This window comes from Rahnella sp. CFA14(1/10) (assembly GCF_004195095.1).
GTDB classification, from domain to species: domain Bacteria; phylum Pseudomonadota; class Gammaproteobacteria; order Enterobacterales; family Enterobacteriaceae; genus Rahnella; species Rahnella perminowiae.
In genome coordinates, this window is record NZ_SEWS01000004.1 from 361,928 (window position 1) to 383,157 (window position 21,230).

Consider the following 21,230-nt stretch of genomic DNA (forward strand, 5'->3'; position numbering starts at 1 on the left):
ACTCAACTCCCAAGGACACCATCATGAAAACATTAATCCGTACCGCTATCTGTGCTTCTCTTCTGCTGAGCACCGCGTCAATGGCTGCAATGATGTCCCAAAGCACCACCATGGTCGGTGGTGCAGAAATGTACCCGTCCAAAAATATCGTAGAAAACGCCCTTAACTCGAAAGACCACACCACGCTTGTCGCTGCCGTGAAAGCCGCCGGTCTGGTAGATACCTTGCAAGGTAAAGGTCCGTTCACCGTATTCGCCCCGACCAATGCCGCCTTCGCAAAATTACCGGCAGGCACCGTGGATAACCTGGTGAAACCTGAAAATAAAGCCACCCTGACCAGCATCCTGACCTATCACGTCGTGGCCGGTAAATATGAAATGAAGGATCTCGAAAAACTGCTGAAAAAAGGTAACGGCACAGCGGAACTGAAAACCGTTAACGGCCAGCCGCTGTGGATCCTCAACAACGGCCCGCACAATATTCAGCTCAAAGACGCCAAAGGGAATATCGCCAATATCAGTACTTATGATGTCCAGCAGAAGAACGGTGTGATCGACGTCATTGATACCGTGCTGATGCCAAAATAATACCGGCTATACTGAGTGCATGATTTCTCTTATGAAACAGCATCTCAGCAAGTCAGGACGGGCGAATGCATGACAATCTTTTAATAAAGCCAACACCAGAGAAAGCGCTGGAAATCCAGCGGGAACTGATGAACGCGATGGCCGTTGGTGACCGACAGGCATTTGAACAATTATACCGTCTGACGTCACCCCGGCTGTTCGCCGTTGCATTACGTATGTTGCGGCGACATGCCTGGGCAGAAGAAGTATTGCACGACAGCTATATCACCGCGTGGAATCGCGCTGCCTCGTACAATCCGGCACTCAGTTCCCCGATGACCTGGCTCACCCATATTGTCCGCAACCGCGCTATCGACTGGATGCGCGGAAGCGACAACCAGTTAGATGAACTGGATGAGACAATGAGTGACGGTGATGCCAGCGACCATGATGAACCCTTGCAACGGCTGCAACAGGACAGTGATGCCAAAATTTTGGCCGCCTGCCTTGCACACCTGCCTGCCGAACAAAGACAAAGCCTGATCCTTGCCTATTATCAGGGCCTGTCGCACGGCGAGGTCTCATCGCATCTTCAACAACCTCTGGGGACGATCAAAAGCTGGATCCGTCGCGCCCTGGATCACTTAAAGAGCTGCGTAGGATTATGAAAAGCAGAAGCCATTATCATGCCGCCCTCGCGGCTGAATATGCGCTCGGCACCTTGCGCGGCGCGGCACGGATTCAGTTTGAGCAAAAAATGCAGGCCGACCCTGAACTGGCGGCCGAAGTGGCCCGCTGGCAGGAAGCCTTCACGCAACTGGATAATCAGATAACCCCGGTCATCCCGCCAGCCTCGGTGTGGAAACGCATTCAGCATAACCTTGCGCTGCAACCGACAAGAGTTCCGGTAACGGCACGACGACCGGTGCGGGCTTATATGGGCTGGGCACTGGCCGCCGGGCTGGCCGCCTTATTGTTGATCCCACGCTTACTGGTTCAACCGCAAGCGCCGATGCCGGTGGCAATACTGGCCAGCAGCAACGCGCCGCAGGCCGGGCAATGGGTGGTCAGTGCTGACAGGAGCACCCGCAGTTTGTTGCTGACACCGATTAATGCGCAGAATATCGCCGCAGACCACAGCCTCGAACTGTGGGCCATCGCGCCGGGCGGAAAGCCGCATTCTCTCGGGTTACTGAATACGCAGCAACCGACACAACTGGCGCTGGCAACGAACATGCCGGATGCGGGCTTTACGCTGGCGATAAGCCTTGAGCCTCGCGGCGGTTCTCCGACGGGGCAACCCACAGGTGCCGTATTGTATAGCGGTGCGATGGCGCTTTGAAGGCAACACGCGCTGATTAACGGCGGGAATTATCCCGCCGTTATATTTCCCCTAATGAATACTTCAGGTTGTTACCTTTTATTATTCCTATGCCCTGCCGGAAAAAACCTGATAAAGATATATCCGCATACTGTCACTTACACTTAAAAATATCCTGACTCCCGTAATGAAAATAATTATCAGTCCTGATTTATTTTATCCGGGTAATAGCAGATGAAGTTCCGGATGAATCCTATCTACCTTATAAATCAGCATGATAATTTAAAAGCGAACCTGTTGCAGAGCTTATAAGTCATACGCTATCAGAACGATAGGAATGGTCGCCCTGCAATTTTTCAATTTATTGCTATACTGAATACAGTTATGAAATACATTAATAGCAATTAATTTTAATGAAACAAGGAGATATGTATATGAGTACCGCTAAACTGGTCAAAACGAAATCTTCTGAGCTTATCTATACACGCAATGATTTAGATGAAAGCGTCAAACTCAATACTATCAAGGTGCTGAACCGTCTGGTGACCGAATACATCGACCTGTCACTGATCACCAAGCAGGCACACTGGAATATGCGTGGTGCAAACTTTATTGCCGTACACGAAATGCTTGATGGCTTCCGTACCGCGATCATCGATCATCAGGACACCATTGCAGAACGTATTGTGCAGTTAGGCGGCGTGGCGTTGGGTACCGTTCAGGTTGTTAACGATAAAACTCCCCTGAAGAGCTATCCGACCAATATCCATAGCGTGCAGGAACACCTGAAAGCCCTGGCAGAACGTTATGGCGTCGTCGCTAATGACACGCGCAAAGCCATAAGCGAAGTCGAAGATGAAGACACCGCAGATATTTTTACTGCCGCATCGCGCGACCTGGATAAATTCCTGTGGTTCATTGAATCAAATATCGAGTAATCAGCGCCCCGGTAGCTGAAGGCATGTAACCGCAGCTACCCTACTTCTTCAAGTTCAGTACAAAACGGGCAGATGATAATCATCTGCCCGTTTTACCTTTTTACGAACCCTTGCGGGGAGGTCATAATGGCAAGCGGATGGGCGCAAGATGGCGCCGTGCAGGAACAGATTGATTCTACGGTAAATGATGCGGTCGATCGCGCACGTCAGTCTCTCGGGCATGGCGAAAGTGCGCATTACTGTAAAGAGTGTGGTGACCCGATCCCGGAGGCACGCCGTAAAGCGCTTCAGGGCGTGCAGTACTGCGTCACCTGTCAGGCAGTGCTGGATAAAAAGCAGCAGGATCACGCTGGCTACAACCGACGCGGCAGCAAAGACAGTCAGCTACGCTAATATTTTGTCATATGTCAGACTGCACCATTATGGTTCAATGAAAGTCCTACCCCCCGTTATTATCTCCCCCTCATTAATATGTTTGCTTCAAAATTGAGCACACATTTTACTCATGTATCAATAAAGTTAGAGCAAGTTATCATTTGAGCAGCGTAGTTGTTAATTAATGATTGTTTAAAATACAAGATATGGTTAATGATAAAACCACGCACCATAAGAGAACATTGCCACATGTAACAATGCACTCATTTGGTGCTAACCGACTTTCAATCACTGCTTAAACGGTTCAGCAACGCGATAAATCATTGAATTTTAATAAATATAAAATTTGGCATAAATATTGCATTATAGCGCCGTAACATAAAGTCGTTCCCATAATATGTACAAAGGAAATTCCCTGATGAAGTCACTCTTAAAAGTTTCCCTGGCCGCGTTAACCCTGGCCTTTGCCGTTAGCTCACACGCAGCAGACAAAAAATTGATCGTAGCTACCGACACTGCGTTTGTACCGTTTGAATTCAAACAAGGCGACAAGTACGTCGGCTTCGACATTGACCTGTGGGACGCGGTCGCAAAAGAGATGAAAGTCTCCTATGAACTGAAACCGATGGACTTCGGCGGCATCATTCCTGCCCTGCAGACACACAACATCGATCTGGCGCTGGCGGGGATCACCATCACACCTGAACGTAAAAAAGCCATCGACTTCTCTGACGGCTATTACAACAGCGGCCTGATGGTGATGGTTAAGAGCAATAACGACAGCATCAAAAGCGTGGCTGATCTGAAAGGCAAAACCGTTGCAGTGAAAAGCGGCACCAGCTCCGTTGATTACATGAAAGCTAACGTACAGACCAAAGATCTGCGTCAGTTCCCGAACATCGACAGCGCTTATATGGAACTGGGCACTGGCCGCGCTGATGCGGTAATGCACGACACGCCAAATATCCTGTACTTCATCAAAACGGCCGGTAAAGGTCAGTTCAAAGCAGTCGGTGATTCACTGGCTGGACAGCAGTACGGTATTGCTTTCCCGCAAGGCAGTGACCTGCGTGAAAAAGCCAACGCGGCGCTCAAAACCATCAAAGAGAATGGGACTTACGCGGCGATCTACAAAAAATGGTTTGATAGCGAACCTAAATAAGCCCTTTTTCATTTAAGTCGTTCCTTTTTCAGAAAGAGCACTTGATAAGAAGCGCCTGCCAGTGATGCTGACCAGGCGCAGTTTGTTGTTATACCAGGAGATAATCCATGCAGTTTGACTGGAGCGTAATTTGGCCCGCTCTGCCTATCCTGCTCGAAGGCGCCAAAATGACATTGTGGATTTCGGTCCTCGGTCTGGTTGGCGGCCTGATTATTGGTGTGATTGCGGGCTTTGCCCGCGCGTTCGGTGGCTGGTTTAGCAGCAACGTCGCACTGGTGTTTATCGAGCTTATTCGCGGCACGCCTATCGTCGTACAGGTGATGTTCATTTATTTCGCACTGCCGATGATGGTGCCCGATCTGCGGATCGACCCTTTCAGCGCGGCGGTGGTGACGATCATCATCAACTCCGGTGCTTATATCGCTGAAATTACACGAGGCGCGGTGTTGTCGATTCACAACGGTTTCCGTGAAGCCGGTCTGGCGCTGGGCCTGTCGCGCCGTGCGACGCTACGTTACATCATCATGCCGCTGGCATTGCGCCGTATGCTGCCACCGTTAGGTAACCAGTGGATTGTGAGTATCAAGGATACGTCGCTGTTTATCGTTATCGGTGTGGCCGAACTGACCCGTCAGGGCCAGGAAATTATTGCCGGTAACTTCCGCGCTATGGAAATCTGGAGTGCGGTTGCTGTTATCTATCTGATCATCACGCTGGCTCTGAGCTTTGTTCTGCGCCGCTTAGAACGCAAACTGAAAATTATATGATTGAATTCAAGAACGTCTCAAAACACTTTGGTAAAACCCAGGTGCTCCACGACATCGATCTGAACATTTCTCAGGGAGAAGTCGTGGTTATCATCGGGCCATCCGGCTCCGGTAAATCCACGCTGTTGCGTTGCATCAATAAGCTGGAAGAAATCACGTCCGGTGAACTGATTGTCGATGGCCTGAAAGTGAATGATCCGAAAGTGGATGAACGTCTGATCCGCCAGGAAGCCGGTATGGTGTTCCAGCAGTTCTATCTGTTTCCGCACATGACGGCGCTGGAAAACGTGGCTTTCGGCCCGATCCGCGTTCGTGGTGCGTCGAAGGATGAAGCCAATAAACTGGCGAAAGAGTTGCTGGCAAAAGTGGGCCTGTCTGAACGCGCCAACCACTATCCGTCAGAGCTTTCCGGTGGCCAGCAGCAGCGTGTGGCAATTGCCCGTGCTCTGGCGGTGAAACCTAAACTGATGCTGTTTGATGAGCCAACCTCTGCGCTCGATCCTGAACTGCGTCACGAAGTGCTGACCGTCATGAAACAACTGGCGGAAGAAGGCATGACGATGGTTATCGTGACCCATGAAGTCGGCTTCGCCGAGAAAGTGGCATCACGCTTAATCTTTATCGACAAAGGTCGCATTGCAGAAGACGGCAAACCGGCAGATCTGGTGAACAATCCGCCGAGTGAACGTCTGCGTGAGTTCCTGCAACACGTTTCGTGATGCAGAAGGCCGCTGCAACGGGGCGGCTAACCGAACGCTTTCTCACTCGCCGTGAAGGCTGAATTGTGAAAATTTCGGTTTCTCAAGTGCGGTGATCGCTTAACGCGCTGCGCCGAAACCGCCCAAGAGAGGGAAGTGCTTTCCCTCTCTTGGATCTCTCCCCACTTTTTTACTCCGCGCTTTCGCTGGCTGGCTATGTTCCAGTTATCACAGCGACAGGCGCGAAATCTTGCCGCTTTGCGGTGCCTTCTCTCGGTGTTCGAGCCATAGGTCTCGAACCCGCTCCGTTCAGCAAGCTTTCTGAATCGCCCGTGAGTTTCCACATACTCGATCTGCTCCTCCCCCTGCGAACTGTCTCTTATACACATCTCAAATTACGAGGAAATGGCCGTAATTTGAGAAATATAGCTTACTGATTTTAAAGGAAATATTTTCGAGTTACTCAAGCGCGAGCTTAAAATAATTTTCTTATAAAACAACAGTATAGACACTTGTGTATAAGAGACAGCCCTGCGAAGGGGGAGGCGGGGAGGGGGTTTTAATAACGACTCAGTGATGAAGTTACTCGTAATATTACCTGAATCTATGCTTTACATTGATTACATTTTTGTTTGCGAGATGCTTTCCAATGCTTTGAAAAGCCAGTTTTTTATTAAATTAATCGGCGTAAATTGTTTCCTGCTGCGGCAAAATCCGTAGCCAGGATTTGCAACCTGTGACATTTGAAATATTCATGGTTAAATACACCGTGGATCTCCGCCAGCATATTATGGCGGATCAGACAGAGCAGCCTTCGGGCTGGCTGGTTTTCTCAAATGTCCGGTATTGCAAACTCTGTTTGATCTGCCACCCATGCGATTTGCAACGCATGTATGACGCCACACCAAACATTTGAGGGTTTACCATGATTATTTCTACTTCTTTACCGAATCCTACCGCTGATGGCCTGTTCGATAAGACACCGCTTGAACCCGATGAACTTTGTGATCAATGCCGAGCACTCTGTCTGGCTATCACCGAAATCTGCAATCCAGTCGCTAAAGAATACTGAATTTTGTTCTTTTGGAAAGGCTGAACCTCTTAAACGATGTGCTAGCATTTTCAGCAAATGATGAAGACGTTATGGATCAAATAGCCGTTTGAGTCGTCTTTAAAACCCCCTCCCCGCCTCCCCCTTCGCAGGGGGAGGAGCAGATCGAGTATGTGGAAACTCACGGGCGATTCAGAAATCTTGCTGAACGGAGCGGCCTGAAGACCTATGGCTTCAGGACCGAGAGAAGGCACCGCGCAGCGGCAAGATTTCCAGCCTGTCACGGTGGTACCTGAAACATAGCCAGCCAGCGAAGCGCTTGTTGTAAAGGCGGGGAGGAATCCAAAGGAGGGAAAGCACTTCCCTCCTTTGGGCGGTTTCGGCGCAGCGCGTTAAGCGATCACCGCACTTGAGAAACCGAAATTTTCACAATTCAGCCTTCACGGCGAGTGAGAAAGCGTTCGGTTAGCCGCCCCGTTGCAGCGGCCTCCTGCCACTAATGCCTCGTCTGTTCCTTTTCCCTCGCGACGACAGAAAACTCCGCCATCATTCGCACCAGATCTTGCATGCCGAGATTTACCTGATTGATCACATCACCCGCATTGCGGCTCAGTGCAACGCCGCCGCCCGCGCGGCTGACACAATTCCCCATGCCGTCAATCGCAGCCATCACACCGTCGCGGATGTTTTGTGTGAGCTGATCTATCTCAACAGCCGCTTTGCGGGACTGATCGGCCAGTGACCGGACTTCCCCCGCCACCACAGCAAACCCCCTCCCTTGCTCACCCGCGTGCGCAGCTTCAATAGTCGCGTTGATGGCCAGCAAATTGGTCTGTGAGGAAATACGGCGGATGGTGTCAACCATTTCGCCAATGCGTTCCGAAGTCTGACCCAGTTGTCCGATGATATCGGAAGTCCGCCGTGCCAGCGCTTCCACTTCCTGCATATCTTCCACGGCTTGCCGGACGATGGTTACCCCCTCTGCCGCCGTTTTATCAGTGGTCAGCGACAGTTCATGCACATGTGTCATCATGCTTTCCTGCTGACGCTGCTGATGCATCTGATCCGTAATGTCATGCGCAATTTTAACGATCTTTATCACTTTGCCGTCATCATCTATCACCGGATTATAACTCGCTTCCAGCCAGACAGGCTGGCCGCGGCCATTGATGCGCTCAAAACGCCCGAGAATAAACTCACCGCTTCGCAGACGCTGCCAGTGATGGCGGTAATCGAGGGAATCACGGTATTGCGGGAGACAAAACATCGTGTGGGAATGGCCCTTAATTTGCTGTAAAGAATATCCCATGAGTTTCAGGAAGTTATTGTTCGCAGAAATCACACTCCCCTCAGGTGTAAAGGTAATCAGTGCCATCGAGCGGTCTAGCGCTTGTAAAATTCCCTGGTGTTCGTGCGATTCGTTAATTCTTTCGGATACATCGCTGGCAATTTTAATTATCTCAGTCACTTTTCCTTGTTTGTTTTTTACCGGAACATACGTCGCTTCGAGCCAGATGATATTTCCATTCTTCTGTACACGTTTAATATTCCCGCTGACCGACTTTCCCTGCCGTAAACCTTCCCAATGGAGACGGTACGCATCACTGGCAACAAATTCCGGGGTGCAAAAAATCCGATGAGGCTGGCCCATCACCTCGCCTCTGCTGTACCCCATGCTGCTGAGAAACAGATCATTGACCTCAAGCACCACGCCTTCCGGCGTAAAGGCAATCATCGGAACCGCCAGCTGGATCGCAGCGAATTTATCACGCCATGCCGCACTAAACTGATGAGAAAATAATTGCATAGGACAGACACCCTGTGGCTGATAACGTGAATTAATGCGTAAACGCAATTAATTGATAAAAAATGCACGTGCTAATTTCCACAGGTGATAAGTAAAGTTACTCATACTCTGCGAAAGATTAGTCTGACCCCTGGGTGGGTTTTAGGCAGGCGTGTACAAAATATAAATATTGCGGTAATAAACAAACTCACCCGCAAAATCATTACTCTGATAATTAATCAATTTTATTATAGTGAATTAAGCTTAATTTAATTTACCGAAAAAGAAAGGGGCTGGCAGCAGTATTTTTTCCAGCGCATACATCGTCAGATGAACACGCTGGGATACAGGAATTCACAACGTGATCAGGCTGACCAGCGTTTGATTGCCCAACTTTTTTGCTGCGAAGGTGTCAGGAAGGTCCAGGCGACAAAACGGCTGATCTTGTTGCCATGCACCATTTCGACCGTGCGGACATCTGTCGCGCCTTCTTCGCGAAGTGCATCATACAATAACGGCAGCGTGGTTTTTTTGGAAACCAGCACGGTATACCAGAAGCAGTTCTGCGCCTTACCGGCACTTTCTTCTGCCATGCGGACAACAAAGGCTTCTTCCCCGCCCTCACACCATAATTCGTTGTGCTGACCACCGAAGTTAAGCTCCGCCGTACCCGCACGTCTGTCCAGACCGAGATTCTGGCGTTTGCGCTGGCTACCGGATGCCGCATCTGCCGCCGACGCGTGGAATGGCGGATTACATAACACTGCATCGTAACGCTCATCGTGGCGGATAATGGTGTCGAGAATACGCTGCGGTTTCGCCTGTAAACGGAAACGCACCTGGTTGGTCAGTTGCGGGTTGGTGGCGACAATTTTTTTAGCTGCCGCCATCGATACCGGATCGATCTCACTGGCGGTAAAGCGCCAGCCATATTCGCGCAAGCCAATAATCGGATAAATACAGTTCGCGCCAACACCGATATCCAGCACAGAAATGTCTTTTCCCTGTGGGATATTGCCATTATTGCTGCCAGCCAGTAAGTCAGCCAGATGATGGATATAATCCGCACGCCCCGGGATTGGCGGGCACAGATAGTCCGCCGGGATATCCCAGTTTTCAATCTGATAGCAATCGCGCAGTAAGGCGCGGTTCAGGGCTTTTACCGCCTGAGCATTGGCAAAATCAACCGACAAATCGCCCCATTTATTTTCGACCACGAACGGTGCAAGTTCCGGGCTGCTGGCAATCAGGGCCGGGAAATCATAGCGGCTGCGATGACGATTTCGCGGGTGAAGACCGCTTTTTTCCTGAGGGAAGACTTTCTTTTTTTCCACCTGAGTGACTCTCCGAAAGGTGTGCGCGACGCATAAGATATGCGATGGGGCGTTAGATATTCATCAATGGCGCACAAGATACCACAAAGTGCCGCCGCCTGCCGGATGCATACAGACTGAGACGGGCACATAAAAACGGTCACCCCCCGGTTAAATCGGGTAATGTACAAATCATAGTCTTTATGAATTATTTGCTGAGGAAAATCATGAGCACTGATGATCGCTATTACTATGAACCCGCTAAAGGCCACGGCCTGCCCCATGACCCGTTAAATGCCATTGTCGGCCCGCGTCCGATTGGTTGGATCTCATCACGTAATGCCGCCGGACAGCGCAATCTCGCACCCTACAGCTTTTTCAACTGCTTCAATTACCGCCCGCCGATCATCGGTTTCGCCAGCAGTGGCTGGAAAGACAGCGTGGCAAACATTGTCGAAACCGGTGAATTTGTCTGGAACCTGACCACCCGCGGGCTTGCCGTTAAAATGAATGAGAGTTCGGCTTCGCTGGAACACGGCGCGGATGAGTTTGAATTCGCGGGCCTGACGCCACAACCCGGCAGCCTCGTTGCCGCCGACCGCGTACTGGAAAGTCCGGTGAATTTTGAATGCCGGCTCACGCAATGCATTCAGCTGAAAACGGCAGCCGGCGGCGATATTGATACCTGGCTGGTCCTGGGCGAAGTCGTGGGTGTTCATATTGCCTGGCATTTACTGGTTGATGGTGTGTATCAGACGGCCCTCGCTGAACCGGTATTACGCGCGGGTGGCCCTTCCGCTTACTATGGTATTTCCGAAGATTTGCGCTTCGATCTTATCCGCCCGGACGCCCGCTGAGTTCAGATTCAGCCCAAAAAAAGCCACCGCACGATGGATACCGGCGGTGGCTTTTACAGGCGTATTATAACGTGCTGGCGTAACTATTTACGGCCGTAATTCTGCTCAACAAAATCGGCAAAGTCCTGACACATAGCATCATCGCCGTCCGCGCTGTCTGCCAGGATCAGCGTGCCATCCACTACGCGGATATGTACATTCAGGTCAAAGTCCGCTGCAGGCTGCTCACGTTCTGATGCTTTTTCAATCGTCCGCTGCGCGTCCTGCCAGGCCGCATCCACCGTCTGATTACAGGCCTGCGCCAGATAATCCGGATTAAATCCTTCACCGGTCAGACTGCGCAACGTATCGTCGTGACTGACGCTGTTCCCCGGTGTCCAGTAATGTCTGGCCAGATCCGGGCCAATGGCCGGATTATCGGTCAGATAGCCATCACGTTTAAGGAAGAAGGCACGCGTCTGTTCAACGGCCATCATCGCCAGCAGATAGCCCTGATAGGAACAGGCAGATTCCATAGAAAGTAAGTGCGGAATGGCAAGCGTCGGACGCGGACTGCCGGTTACGCCCAGAATATGGGTTTCGACATCACGCGCCAGCGCTGTCATGGCTTCCGGTGTGCGCTTCTCATCCGGCCACTGATAAAGCTGCCACTCGAAATACGGCACCAGCAGAATGTGGCGTTCATTGAAGGAACGCATCGGCTGACGGGCTTCAATGCTTGCACGGATCAGTTCATCCGGCACCGGTTCACCCGCAGTATTTTTCGCGTAACGCTTCAGCCAGTCTGCATCTTCCAGCAGGCTGTCGCAGAACATGGACTGTGTTTCCGCATAGGCCATCGACGTCGGCGGAAATTCCTGCGAGAAGCATGGCGCATTCTGGCGGATATTGGCGAAGTGCGCCGCATGGCCACCTTCATGGAACAACGTATTCAAACCATTCGCACCACTCCCAATCTGATCAGGTTTCGCCAGGCTGGTGAAATTGATCACCGCCGGCACCCATTTACCGTTGTCGTAGAACGGCGGTACCGGCCCGTGCATAAAACCATTTTCAAACTTGCCTTCGCGCACCAGTAAATCCAGCTGCATCTCTGCACCGTTAAAACCGATATTCAGGCGTTTGAAACTGTCTATCCAGCGACGCAGGGAATCAGCGAACGGAAAGTAAGGATCGAGCTGACGGGTGACGTCACCGGCGCTGGCAAAGCGAATATTCCATGGCAGCAGCGCGGCGTCGCCTTCACGCGCCACCAGTTCATTGAGGCTGCGGGTGTTGCTTTCACGGGTTTGTTCTTCGAAACGATCAAGGATGGTGAATAACTGTTCCGGCGACATGCGCTCGGTTTTATTCACTTTGTAGTCGAAGTAATTGCGGTAACCAAGCTGACGCGCAAAGCGGTTACGCAAGCCAATCAACTCAGGTAAACCGTTATGCAGCAGCCAGTCCTCCAGTTCGCGCAACGCATTTTGCGAGCTCCGGCGATAAGCTTCGTTTTCGTTATTCGCCTGATTAGTCAGCAGCTCACCGAGGGAGGCATTAACACGCTCGCCTTTGCTGTTGATGTGCGTCATACGGTACTGCTTACGTTTGCCGAACAGTACGGATTCCGCCTGAATAATTTCATCAAGCAGCGCCTGCGCTTTGGGGTCTTCAATCACATTGCAGTCAAAGAAATTCAGCCAGCCATGCAGGCCATGCAGCAAGGCATCACGCGTCTCACTGGCAGATTCTTTTTCGACGCGGGTAATTGCATCACGTAATTCCTGCGGGCGGGAAGGTTCAGCGATAAAACGTTTGTAAGCCGTTTCGGCAGCGGAGAAAGCGGCGGAAACGCTATCATCACCGGTGCCCATATAGTATTGCCAGAATAAATTCTCTTTATCCTGATGGACTTTGAGGTAATCGCGATTGAGGGCGTTAAAGTAGTCCTGAGCCTGTGTCATGCATTCGTCTCTGCTGAAAGTTAACGAGATTATGCATTGAGTGTATGTTCGCAAAGCGGTTATGTCGATATGGCAGAACCGCTTTTGAATGTCAGGCTGGGGTGTGCGGAGATCAGTTTTTCTTGACAAATTCTGATTTGAGTTTCATCTGACCGAAACCGTCAATTTTGCAGTCGATGTTATGATCGCCCTCGACTAAGCGGATGCCTTTCACTTTAGTGCCGATTTTCAGCATTGAAGAACTGCCTTTCACCTTAAGGTCTTTGATCACGGTGACAGAATCGCCATCCGCCAGCAAATTACCATTGGCATCCACCACTTTCAGCACATCATCATCCGCAGCGGCATCGCCGTTCATGGACCACACATGTCCACATTCAGGGCAGTTAAGCATTTCACCGTCCTGCCAGGTGAATTCGGATTTACAAGTCGGGCAAGCGGGCAATGTTTCCATAGTTAAGTCTCCATAAATATTTATAAAAAAACGAATGAAATCATAAAATAAATTTCGTAGTTCCTTTATTTTAACGTTTAACCCCCCTTTTGAACAGGGTAACGGAGTTTTTGGGGAGCTGAGACAAACCTAAACGCAGGATTTATAGAGTAATAAGGGCTGTTTTTTAACTCCTCCCCTTCGCAGGGGAGGGAGCGGATCGAGTTCGCCAGAACGTAATCAGAAAATCTGATCCACAATCATTTTCGCTTCGGCCATATCGGCACAAACGCCGGTCGCCACCAGGCAGCACATCAGTTGAGTCAGAATTGCCTGCGGGATAGCGCGCTCGCCATTCAGACACTGAGTGATGTACGCGACGGTGGTCTCCACGTCTTTGGTTGCCGGTACGTCCGCGCTGAAAATCTCTTCCTTTTCTGCCAGTACACGCTGTTCACCACCGGCGATAAAGTGTGTCTGCGGGAAGCGTGAAGGGTTAGCATACACTTCACCTTCGGTGCCCTGTGTCAGAAGTGCACGGCCATCAATCTGGCGGAAGAACGACGAAACACGCTGCACATATTCAGGGTGCGAAACGCTTGATAAACGCAGGGAGTCCTGGCCGGTAAAGGGTGTGATAAGTTTCGCCAGTGTATGGCTGCTGTTTCGCACCCCCAACTGCCAGCGCAACGCGAGTTGTTGACTGACCGGCGGGCAAAGTACGGAAACCGGCACAAATACCGGCGCGTTAGCGGCATCTGTCAGTTGTTGCGCGTCCTGCTGGCTTTGCGCTGCGCGGATACCCAGCGCGCGGAAAATCTCAGCGCTGGTGATGCGGGTCGGATCTTCATCCACGCCATGCACCAGCACCGGCAAACCAAGACGGCTGAGCAGGATCGCCAGCAGCGGCGTCAGATTCGCCTGTTTGCGTGCACCGTTATAGGAGGGGATCACCACCGGCAGCGGGCGCTCAGCAGGTGCCTGAAGGCGCATTACGCGCTCCTCCATCGCCTGATAAAAACCGAGCATTTCCTCTTCCGCTTCGCCTTTAATACGTAACGCAATCAGCAGCGCACCGAGTTGCAGATCCGCCACCTTGCCCGCCAGCATGTCGCGATACAACGCATACGACTGCTCACGATCCAAATCGCGGGCGTGATTTTTACCCCGTCCTACTTCTTTGATGAGTCTGGTGTAATCCATCGTAGCCTTACCTTAATCTGTGCAAGCATATATGGGTGCAAAGACGCTACCGTCTGCGCGTGCGGCGGCGAACCGGGTCTTTCTTCGCAGCCTTGAGAATATCCGGGCGCTTCACTGAACCGGGCGCGGGCATTTCACGGTGTTCAATCGGGAATACCGGCAAAGCAGCCAGCAGGCGTGCACCATAATTTTTGGTCAGCAGGCGCTTATCGTAAATCACGATTTCGCCCGTACATTCATGGCTGCGGATCAGTCGCCCGACCTGCTGAATCAGATTGAATGATGCGCTGGGTAAACTCTGCACTTCAAACGGATAACGTTTCAGCGTTTTCAGCCACTCGCCTTCCGTCAGAATAACCGGACTGTCGACAGGGGGGAAAGCGATCTTATGGATGTGCACCTGCGTCAGCAGTTCCCCTTTGAGATCTAAGCCTTCCGCGAACGATTGCAGGCCGACCAACACGCTGGTGGTGCCGGCTGCAACCCGTTTACGGTGTTCCTCAACCAGCCGGTAACGCGGCTGATCGCCCTGAACCAGTAACATCAGACGTAAGTCCGGTAACAGGGCTACAAATTGTTGTAACGCACGGTTGCTGGCAAATAACACCAGCTGGCCGGTATGCAATCCTTTCGCCAGTTCAGCGCGGAAAAAATCCGCCATTTCCCCGATGTGCGCGGCTTCATTCGCCATCACCGGCTCCAGCGTCATTTGCGGAATGACCAGCTTGCCCTGCGTAACATGGCTGAACGGCGAATCCAGACTGACAAAGCGGTCACCGGCCTTTTCCGTCAGTCCGCTCATTTCCTGAAGCCGGGAAAAACTGTTCAGTGAGCGCAGTGTCGCGGAAGTGATGACGACATGCGGCACCTTTCGCCACAGCATTTTTTCCAGTTGTTCACTGACACGGATCCCCGCGCAATGAAATACCAGATGTGTCTGGTTATCGAAATAGGAACGCGTTACCCATTTACCAATCGGTGCATTCGAGGCTTTATCCAGCGCCGCCAGTCGCCACAGTTTACTCATGGTTTCGAGATAACCCTGCATGCGGCTCATATGTAAAATCGCGCGGTGTAAACGCAAAATATCGTGCTTACCGGTTTTCTCGCTCAGATCGTTGACCATGTATTCTGCCAGGCTGCGCAAACCATCGGTGAGTTTAAACAGGCGGCTGCATTGTTCAGTCAGTTCCAGCGGCAAAATGCCCAGTTCAAAGCGGTACTCCGCTTCCGGTTCAGCAGGCGGCAGAGACTGGCTGACCGATTGCTCGACCAGCACCAACAGTTCGCGCATTTCAGCACAGTGATTATGCAGGCGTTCCGCATTGGTCAGCGGTGGCGGATTTTTCGGGGTGAACAGCGCCAGACATTGCTCAATCTGGCGCACAAAGTTATCCAGTTGCAGGTTATTCCACACCGCCGTAATTTCGGCATCGACTTCCAGTGCATCCCGCGCCACGTCCGGTAAATGGTGGCCTTCATCCAGCACCAGCAGCAAATCTTTCGCTGGCGGCAATACCGATTCAGATTCCAGCGCGGCCATCACCAGTGCATGGTTGGTCACTACTACATCGGCGCTTTCAATTTCTTTACGCGCCACAAAGTACGGACATTCGCGGAAATAATGACAGTTACGGCTGAGGCAGTTGGCTTTGTCCGTGCTGATTTTTATCCACAGCGGATCGTCAATCGTTTTCTGGTAATGATCGCGCAATCCGTCCCACTCGTACCGGGAGAGTGCGGTTTCCAGCGTTTTACAGAATTTCTGCTCCTCTCCGCTGGAAGGCGCCAGCTCATCGCCGAGGAATAACCCGAGATCGCCCTGCGCATTCTCATTACTCATTGCCGCCAGGTTGCGCGGACAGACATAACGACCACGCCCGAACGCGCCCGTGAATTTCAGGTCAGGGATGATTTTTTTCAGCAGGGGTAAATCCTTACTGAAAATCTGATCCTGCAACGCCACATTCGCGGTGCTGACGATCAGCGGTTTTTCTTCCTCACGGCTGACGGCAATGCCGGGGATCAGGTAGGACAGCGTTTTCCCGACGCCGGTTGGCGCTTCGATGGCCAGATGCCGTGCCGAGTCACCCGAGAACGCTTTAGCCACCTCTGCAATCATCTGACGTTGCGGAGCGCGGGAAATAAAGTCCGGGATTTGCTGTTGCAGGGCTTTGTACCACTGGCTTATCTGATTTTTTACTGCGGGGGAAAGCGCCATGCATCTCTTTTTAGTTGAAAGTAAGACCGGAGTGTCAGCGGCTATTGTCACACAGACCGGCGGCTGGCGCAGCCCGAAATCGCGGATCCGGGCATTTGGCGTGGTCGAATTTTATGGAGAAAAAAGGGAGGACGTGTAAAAAAAGAAAAAGTTCATTTCTGACTGTCATAAATTGATCACAAATATACGGTAAAAAACTCTCGCTGAGAAAAATCCGAGCCCACACGGAATGCACAGCAAAAAATGATGATTAACGTCTTTCCATAAGACTTCATATAAAGCTTTCCCGAAAAGCTTTTAATAGAAAATGCAGGGTAAAAATTCATGAAACGTAATATTCTGGCACTTTTAATTCCTGGTTTACTGATTGCATCAGGAGCTCACGCAGCGGAAGTTTATAATAAAGACGGTAATAAACTGGATCTGTACGGTAAAGTAAAAGGTCTGCATTACTTCTCTGACTCGGCCAGCAATGACGGTGACCAGAGTTATATTCGTTTCGGTTTTAAAGGCCAGACACAAATTAATGACCTGATCACCGGCTACGGCCAGTGGGAATACAACGTCATGGCTAACCATGCTGAATCTGACAGCAAAACACCCAGCACAACCGGCACGAAAACCCGTCTGGCTTTCGCTGGTTTGAAATTCGGTCAGTACGGTTCCGTCGATTATGGCCGTAACTACGGCGCACTGTACGACGTTGAAGCCTGGACCGATATGTTCCCTGAGTTCGGCGGCGACGGTTATACCAAAGCTGACCGCTTCATGACCGGCCGTACCAACGGCGTAGCCACTTACCGTAACCGTGGCTTCTTCGGCCTGGTTGACGGTCTGAACGTTGCCGTTCAGTATCAGGGCAAAAATGAAAACGACGGTCGCGGCAGCAGCACAGCGAACGGCGACGGTTATGCACTTTCTACCACTTATGCACTGGGTGACACCGGCGTGAGCTTCGGCGGCGCGTATGCGTCTTCAGACCGCACCACGGCTCAGAGTAATTCCACTTACGGCAAAGGTGATAAAGCGGACGCATGGACAGGCGGCATGAAATATGACGCTAATGGCGTTTATTTAGCCGCCATGTATGCTGAAACCCGTAATATGCTGGCTATTACTGTGCCTGGCGGAATTGCAGGCGCACCGGCTGGCAGCGGTTTTGCGAATAAAACACAAACCTTCGAAGCTGTTGCACAATATCAGTTTGAAAATGGCCTGCGCCCTTCACTGGGTTACGTCCAGACTAAAGCGAAAGATATTGAAAACATCGGTGATGCCGACCTGGTTAAATACGTTGACGTAGCCGCGACCTATTATTTCAACAAAAATATGTCCGCTTATGTTGATTATAAAATCAACCAACTGTCTGACGACAATAAACTGGCTCTGAACAACGACGATGTCACTGCTGTTGGCCTGGTTTATCAGTTCTAAATTTAAGCGTTAACCCCCTCATTGTTATTTCTCTGTCTTTGATTTTTTTGGCCGGACTCACCCTCCGGCCCTTTTCATTTCTGCCATTTTCCCGCTATATCTCGCGTAATGCGTCATTTATTCTTCCACACCCCGCTGAATCTGCTACAGTTTTAACGATTTTCATGAATGCGAATCTTTCTTAACAAGCATAGGGACAACCAATGAATAAAATTTCGCTTTGCACCACCAGTGCTTTAATCATGCTGGCCCTCAGCGGCTGTGCGCAGCAAAAACCAGATGCCCAACAGAAGCTGAACGATCAGTCCGTCATGGCGCTGAACTGGTTCCAGCAATCTGGTGAATATCAGGCACTGGCTTATCAGGCATTTAATACGGCAAAAATGGCCTATGACCAGGCGCAGCCTCTGGCCGGTCAGAAGAAAGCGGTTGTCGTTGACCTCGATGAAACTATGCTCGATAACAGCGCATACAGTGCGTGGCAGGTCAAAGCGAACAAGCCATTCGACAGCAAAACCTGGGCTCAGTGGACCGCAGCCCGCCAGGCAATGGCCGTTCCGGGCGCTGTTGAATTCGCCAATTACGTCAACACCCACGGTGGCACGATGTTCTATGTGTCTAACCGCAAAACCAGCGAATACGCCGCAACACTGGATAACATGAACCGTCTGGGCTTTACCGGCGCCAACGAAAAAACCTTGTTGCTGAGTTCTGATACCTCCAACAAACAGCCACGTTTTGATTCCATCAAGGCTGCGGGCTATCACGTGGTGATTTACATCGGCGACAACCTGAATGATTTTGGTTCTGCAACCTACCATCAGGGTAACGAGCAGCGCCGCGCGTTTGTGAATCAGAACCATCAGCACTTCGGCACACAATATATCGTGCTACCGAACCCGCTGTACGGCGACTGGGAAAGCGGTCTGGCGAAGGATTACAACAAGTTAACACCTGAGCAGAAATTGTCAGCACGCGAGCAGAATCTGAAAGCGTGGAACGGGAAATAAGCCCGTTGCGGTTTGCTCCTCCCCTTCGCAGGGGAGGAAGCGGATCGGTGAACGCCTGAGTAATGTCTGCCTTTTGTCAGGACATAACGTTAAATCTCCGGATCCCCCACTAACCCGTCAATCAGTATCTGCGGAGTCCCTTGCGAGCAGCGCTCAATTCTGCCGCGCACCCCGTAGACCCGCGCCAGACTGTCGGCGGTGATCACCTCTTCCGGTTCGCCATCGGCAATCAGATTGCCATCTTTAAGCATCAGTATACGGTCGCCGTGACGCAGGGCGATATTGATGTCATGGACGACAACCACCGTCACGATATTGCGTTTCCGGGTTTCCTTACGCACCAGATCCATGACATGGAACTGATAGTTGAGATCCAGTGCGCTGAGCGGTTCGTCGAGCAAAAGTAACGAAGGCTGACGGATCAGGGATTGTGCCAGGCCGACCAGTTGCTTCTGGCCACCGGAAAGCTGATCAAGATAACTCAGCGCCAGATGCTCGATACCCAGCTGGCGCAAAAGCGCCATCACTTTCTCCGTGCCTTGCGCATTCCTGCCTTTCCCACCGGAGGCGCGCTGTGCCACGATGATCGACTCCAGCACATGCAGATGCACACCCGCAGGCAGAGTTTGCGGCAGGTAAACCACCTGCTCTGCACGTCGCGCAAACGGCATCGGCATTAAATCATGTCCGTCAAGCATCAGCTGCCCTTCTGCCCGGTTAAGCCCGGCGAGGGCGCGCAGCAACGTCGATTTACCGCTACCGTTTGGCCCGAGCAGTACCGTAATTTTCCCACGGGGTAACATTGGCACATTCAGATGGCGGATCACGTGGCGCTTCGGGTATCCCGCGTTAAAATCGCGGATTTGCAACCCCTGCGTAGCGACATTCAGTAAATCTTCAGGACGCATTTCTAACATCTCAGACATCAGACATTCCCCCGGTGACGAAGAATAATACTCAGGAAGAACGGCACGCCAACCAGAGACGTTACGATGCCGACAGGAATAATGACGCCCGGCACCAGATTTTTAGAGGCCACCGAAGCCATCGATAACACCAGTGCGCCAATCAGTGCACTGGCGGGCAGGTAGAAACGGTGATCTTCACCAAACATCAGGCGGGCGATATGCGGTGCCACCAGCCCGATGAAACCGATCGGCCCGACGAATGCCACCGCCAGCGCGGAAAGAATACTGATGCGCAGCAGCGTCCCCAGACGCAGACGGCGTACATCAATACCAAAGCTGACAGCGCGATCTTCACCCAGCCGCAGCGCCGTGAGTTTCCACGCGCTCATCATCGACCACGGCAGCAGGATCAGGAAAGCCAGAACCATCACACCGAGTTTGACCCAGGACGCCCTCGCCAGGCTGCCCATCGTCCAGAAAACCAGCCCCTGTAAGGTATCTTCGGTGGCGATAAATTGCATCAGCGAAACCAGTGCGTTGAAAGTAAAGACCAGCGCAATACCAAACAGCACGACGCCGGAGCTGGCAACGCGTGTCCAGCGGGTGATGCCGTCGAGCATCAGTGCGGCAAATAAGGCAAAAATGAAGGCGTTGGCGGAGATAAACCATTGATCCGGTACCCCCGGAATACCGATGCCAAGCACAATCGCCAGCGCGGCACCGAATGCCGCAGCAGAAGACACGCCCAGCGTAAACGGACTGGCCAGCGGATTATTGAGGATGGTCTGCATTTCAGCACCGGCCAGGCCCAGTGACATCCCGACCGCCACCGCCATCAGCGCGTAAGGCAGACGAATGTCCCAGACAATGACCCGCGTACCCGGATCCGCCGCCGCAGCATCAAACAGCGTTTTCCACAGCGTGCCAAGTGATAACCCCGAAGGCCCCATAATGAAATCAATCACCAGTGAGACGACAATCGCCAGTACCAGGATCAGCATAATAAACAAACGGCGACGTACGATATTCTGGTATCGCCCCATAACGCTGTCTTCTGCGTTGCCTTTCACCGCCAGGGCGGGTTCGGTAGTTGCACTCATTTTCGCTACAATCTCATTAAGTTAAAAACTTACGGCGGAAGAACCTGTTCTGCGGTTCCCGTAGGAAGGCAATAAATGATAATAATTATCAATGTGTTTTGCAAAACCTATCAGGCATGCAGATTAAACAAGGGGTAACAA

Annotated in this window: 20 protein-coding genes; 12 read left to right on the forward strand and 8 right to left on the reverse strand. The window is 51.5% G+C overall.

All coding sequences use genetic code 11. The features are described from left to right. The first annotated feature begins 23 nt into the window (after window positions 1-23). From EVX52_RS10615 to glnQ, 8 genes are all read left to right on the forward strand, one after another. Complete coding sequence (locus EVX52_RS10615; RefSeq protein WP_129952415.1) at window positions 24-587, forward strand: fasciclin domain-containing protein; 564 nt, start codon at window positions 24-26, stop codon at window positions 585-587. Between the two features lie 65 nt (window positions 588-652). Beyond that, window positions 653-1,234, forward strand: a complete 582-nt coding sequence (locus tag EVX52_RS10620; protein WP_129952414.1) for a sigma-70 family RNA polymerase sigma factor — start codon at window positions 653-655, stop codon at window positions 1,232-1,234. Beyond that, a complete protein-coding gene (locus EVX52_RS10625) occupies window positions 1,231-1,908 on the forward strand; it encodes an anti-sigma factor domain-containing protein (protein WP_129952413.1) in 678 nt (225 codons plus the stop codon). The genes EVX52_RS10620 and EVX52_RS10625 overlap by 4 nt, the downstream gene beginning before the upstream one ends. Before the next feature lie 413 nt (window positions 1,909-2,321). Beyond that, on the forward strand, window positions 2,322-2,825 hold the full coding sequence (gene dps / locus EVX52_RS10630) for a DNA starvation/stationary phase protection protein Dps (RefSeq protein ID WP_129952412.1): 504 nt from the start codon (window positions 2,322-2,324) through the stop codon (window positions 2,823-2,825). Between the two features lie 126 nt (window positions 2,826-2,951). After that, window positions 2,952-3,218 carry a DksA/TraR family C4-type zinc finger protein gene (locus EVX52_RS10635; RefSeq protein ID WP_129991250.1) on the forward strand — a complete coding sequence of 89 codons (267 nt, stop codon included), beginning with the start codon at window positions 2,952-2,954 and terminating at the stop codon, window positions 3,216-3,218. Window positions 3,219-3,618: 400 nt separating this feature from the next. Continuing rightward, a complete protein-coding gene (gene glnH, locus EVX52_RS10640) occupies window positions 3,619-4,362 on the forward strand; it encodes a glutamine ABC transporter substrate-binding protein GlnH (RefSeq protein ID WP_129952410.1) in 744 nt (247 codons plus the stop codon). Window positions 4,363-4,469: 107 nt separating this feature from the next. After that, window positions 4,470-5,129 (forward strand): glutamine ABC transporter permease GlnP, encoded by a 660-nt coding sequence (gene glnP / locus EVX52_RS10645; protein WP_013574682.1) that lies wholly within the window; start codon window positions 4,470-4,472, stop codon window positions 5,127-5,129. Next, the gene (gene glnQ / locus EVX52_RS10650) at window positions 5,126-5,848 is read left to right on the forward strand and encodes a glutamine ABC transporter ATP-binding protein GlnQ (protein ID WP_013574681.1); all 723 of its coding nucleotides are present in this window, start codon (window positions 5,126-5,128) and stop codon (window positions 5,846-5,848) included. The genes glnP and glnQ overlap by 4 nt, the downstream gene beginning before the upstream one ends. 1,526 nt (window positions 5,849-7,374) lie before the next feature. Here the strand turns inward: glnQ and EVX52_RS10660 are convergent. Continuing rightward, a complete protein-coding gene (locus EVX52_RS10660; RefSeq protein ID WP_129991251.1) occupies window positions 7,375-8,685 on the reverse strand; it encodes a PAS domain-containing methyl-accepting chemotaxis protein in 1,311 nt (436 codons plus the stop codon). A gap of 344 nt (window positions 8,686-9,029) precedes the next feature. After that, window positions 9,030-9,998, reverse strand: coding sequence for a 23S rRNA (adenine(1618)-N(6))-methyltransferase RlmF (gene rlmF, locus EVX52_RS10665; protein WP_129952407.1), 969 nt, complete (start codon window positions 9,996-9,998; stop codon window positions 9,030-9,032). Between the two features lie 206 nt (window positions 9,999-10,204). On the opposite strand from rlmF, the gene EVX52_RS10670 reads away from it, so the two are divergent. Continuing rightward, window positions 10,205-10,834, forward strand: a complete 630-nt coding sequence (locus tag EVX52_RS10670) for a flavin reductase family protein (RefSeq protein WP_129991252.1) — start codon at window positions 10,205-10,207, stop codon at window positions 10,832-10,834. Window positions 10,835-10,917: 83 nt separating this feature from the next. Here the strand turns inward: EVX52_RS10670 and EVX52_RS10675 are convergent, their stop codons facing one another. From EVX52_RS10675 to dinG, 4 genes are all read right to left on the reverse strand, one after another. Further along, window positions 10,918-12,780, reverse strand: a complete 1,863-nt coding sequence (locus EVX52_RS10675) for a M3 family metallopeptidase (protein ID WP_129991253.1) — start codon at window positions 12,778-12,780, stop codon at window positions 10,918-10,920. A 112-nt stretch (window positions 12,781-12,892) separates the two neighbouring features. Continuing rightward, complete coding sequence (locus EVX52_RS10680; RefSeq protein ID WP_129952404.1) at window positions 12,893-13,234, reverse strand: zinc ribbon domain-containing protein YjdM; 342 nt, start codon at window positions 13,232-13,234, stop codon at window positions 12,893-12,895. Window positions 13,235-13,453: 219 nt separating this feature from the next. Further along, window positions 13,454-14,416, reverse strand: coding sequence for a DNA-binding protein YbiB (gene ybiB, locus EVX52_RS10685; RefSeq protein ID WP_129991254.1), 963 nt, complete (start codon window positions 14,414-14,416; stop codon window positions 13,454-13,456). Window positions 14,417-14,462: 46 nt separating this feature from the next. Next, window positions 14,463-16,637 (reverse strand): ATP-dependent DNA helicase DinG, encoded by a 2,175-nt coding sequence (gene dinG / locus EVX52_RS10690; protein ID WP_129991255.1) that lies wholly within the window; start codon window positions 16,635-16,637, stop codon window positions 14,463-14,465. Between dinG and EVX52_RS25295 the strand changes: the two genes are divergently transcribed. From EVX52_RS25295 to EVX52_RS10700, 3 genes are all read left to right on the forward strand, one after another. Beyond that, window positions 16,636-16,776: a hypothetical protein gene (locus EVX52_RS25295; RefSeq protein ID WP_165385175.1), complete on the forward strand. Its 141-nt coding sequence runs from the start codon at window positions 16,636-16,638 to the stop codon at window positions 16,774-16,776. The genes dinG and EVX52_RS25295 overlap by 2 nt on opposite strands. A gap of 185 nt (window positions 16,777-16,961) precedes the next feature. Then, entirely contained in the window at window positions 16,962-18,071 is a 1,110-nt protein-coding gene (gene ompC / locus EVX52_RS10695; RefSeq protein WP_047608711.1) for a porin OmpC, read from the forward strand. A gap of 203 nt (window positions 18,072-18,274) precedes the next feature. Further along, complete coding sequence (locus EVX52_RS10700; RefSeq protein WP_129952401.1) at window positions 18,275-19,081, forward strand: 5'-nucleotidase, lipoprotein e(P4) family; 807 nt, start codon at window positions 18,275-18,277, stop codon at window positions 19,079-19,081. Between the two features lie 89 nt (window positions 19,082-19,170). Here the strand turns inward: EVX52_RS10700 and EVX52_RS10705 are convergent, their stop codons facing one another. Continuing rightward, on the reverse strand, window positions 19,171-20,007 hold the full coding sequence (locus EVX52_RS10705; protein WP_129952400.1) for an ABC transporter ATP-binding protein: 837 nt from the start codon (window positions 20,005-20,007) through the stop codon (window positions 19,171-19,173). Further along, on the reverse strand, window positions 20,007-21,089 hold the full coding sequence (locus EVX52_RS10710; protein ID WP_129952399.1) for an iron ABC transporter permease: 1,083 nt from the start codon (window positions 21,087-21,089) through the stop codon (window positions 20,007-20,009). The genes EVX52_RS10705 and EVX52_RS10710 overlap by 1 nt, the downstream gene beginning before the upstream one ends. Window positions 21,090-21,230 lie beyond the last annotated feature (141 nt).

What these genes read in the sequence shown, in the direction of transcription:
- dps (WP_129952412.1), top strand. Translation starts at nt 2,322, where the DNA reads ATGAGTACCGCTAAACTGGTCAAAACGAAATCTTCTGAGCTTATCTAT.
- EVX52_RS10680 (WP_129952404.1), bottom strand. Translation starts at nt 13,234, where the DNA reads ATGGAAACATTGCCCGCTTGCCCGACTTGTAAATCCGAATTCACCTGG.
- EVX52_RS10675 (WP_129991253.1), bottom strand. Translation starts at nt 12,780, where the DNA reads ATGACACAGGCTCAGGACTACTTTAACGCCCTCAATCGCGATTACCTC.
- EVX52_RS10670 (WP_129991252.1), top strand. Translation starts at nt 10,205, where the DNA reads ATGAGCACTGATGATCGCTATTACTATGAACCCGCTAAAGGCCACGGC.
- glnQ (WP_013574681.1), top strand. Translation starts at nt 5,126, where the DNA reads ATGATTGAATTCAAGAACGTCTCAAAACACTTTGGTAAAACCCAGGTG.
- EVX52_RS10710 (WP_129952399.1), bottom strand. Translation starts at nt 21,089, where the DNA reads ATGAGTGCAACTACCGAACCCGCCCTGGCGGTGAAAGGCAACGCAGAA.
- EVX52_RS10625 (WP_129952413.1), top strand. Translation starts at nt 1,231, where the DNA reads ATGAAAAGCAGAAGCCATTATCATGCCGCCCTCGCGGCTGAATATGCG.
- dinG (WP_129991255.1), bottom strand. Translation starts at nt 16,637, where the DNA reads ATGGCGCTTTCCCCCGCAGTAAAAAATCAGATAAGCCAGTGGTACAAA.
- glnP (WP_013574682.1), top strand. Translation starts at nt 4,470, where the DNA reads ATGCAGTTTGACTGGAGCGTAATTTGGCCCGCTCTGCCTATCCTGCTC.
- EVX52_RS10700 (WP_129952401.1), top strand. Translation starts at nt 18,275, where the DNA reads ATGAATAAAATTTCGCTTTGCACCACCAGTGCTTTAATCATGCTGGCC.
- EVX52_RS10705 (WP_129952400.1), bottom strand. Translation starts at nt 20,007, where the DNA reads ATGTCTGAGATGTTAGAAATGCGTCCTGAAGATTTACTGAATGTCGCT.
- EVX52_RS10620 (WP_129952414.1), top strand. Translation starts at nt 653, where the DNA reads ATGCATGACAATCTTTTAATAAAGCCAACACCAGAGAAAGCGCTGGAA.
- glnH (WP_129952410.1), top strand. Translation starts at nt 3,619, where the DNA reads ATGAAGTCACTCTTAAAAGTTTCCCTGGCCGCGTTAACCCTGGCCTTT.
- ybiB (WP_129991254.1), bottom strand. Translation starts at nt 14,416, where the DNA reads ATGGATTACACCAGACTCATCAAAGAAGTAGGACGGGGTAAAAATCAC.
- EVX52_RS10615 (WP_129952415.1), top strand. Translation starts at nt 24, where the DNA reads ATGAAAACATTAATCCGTACCGCTATCTGTGCTTCTCTTCTGCTGAGC.
- EVX52_RS10635 (WP_129991250.1), top strand. Translation starts at nt 2,952, where the DNA reads ATGGCAAGCGGATGGGCGCAAGATGGCGCCGTGCAGGAACAGATTGAT.
- EVX52_RS10660 (WP_129991251.1), bottom strand. Translation starts at nt 8,685, where the DNA reads ATGCAATTATTTTCTCATCAGTTTAGTGCGGCATGGCGTGATAAATTC.
- EVX52_RS25295 (WP_165385175.1), top strand. Translation starts at nt 16,636, where the DNA reads ATGCATCTCTTTTTAGTTGAAAGTAAGACCGGAGTGTCAGCGGCTATT.
- ompC (WP_047608711.1), top strand. Translation starts at nt 16,962, where the DNA reads ATGAAACGTAATATTCTGGCACTTTTAATTCCTGGTTTACTGATTGCA.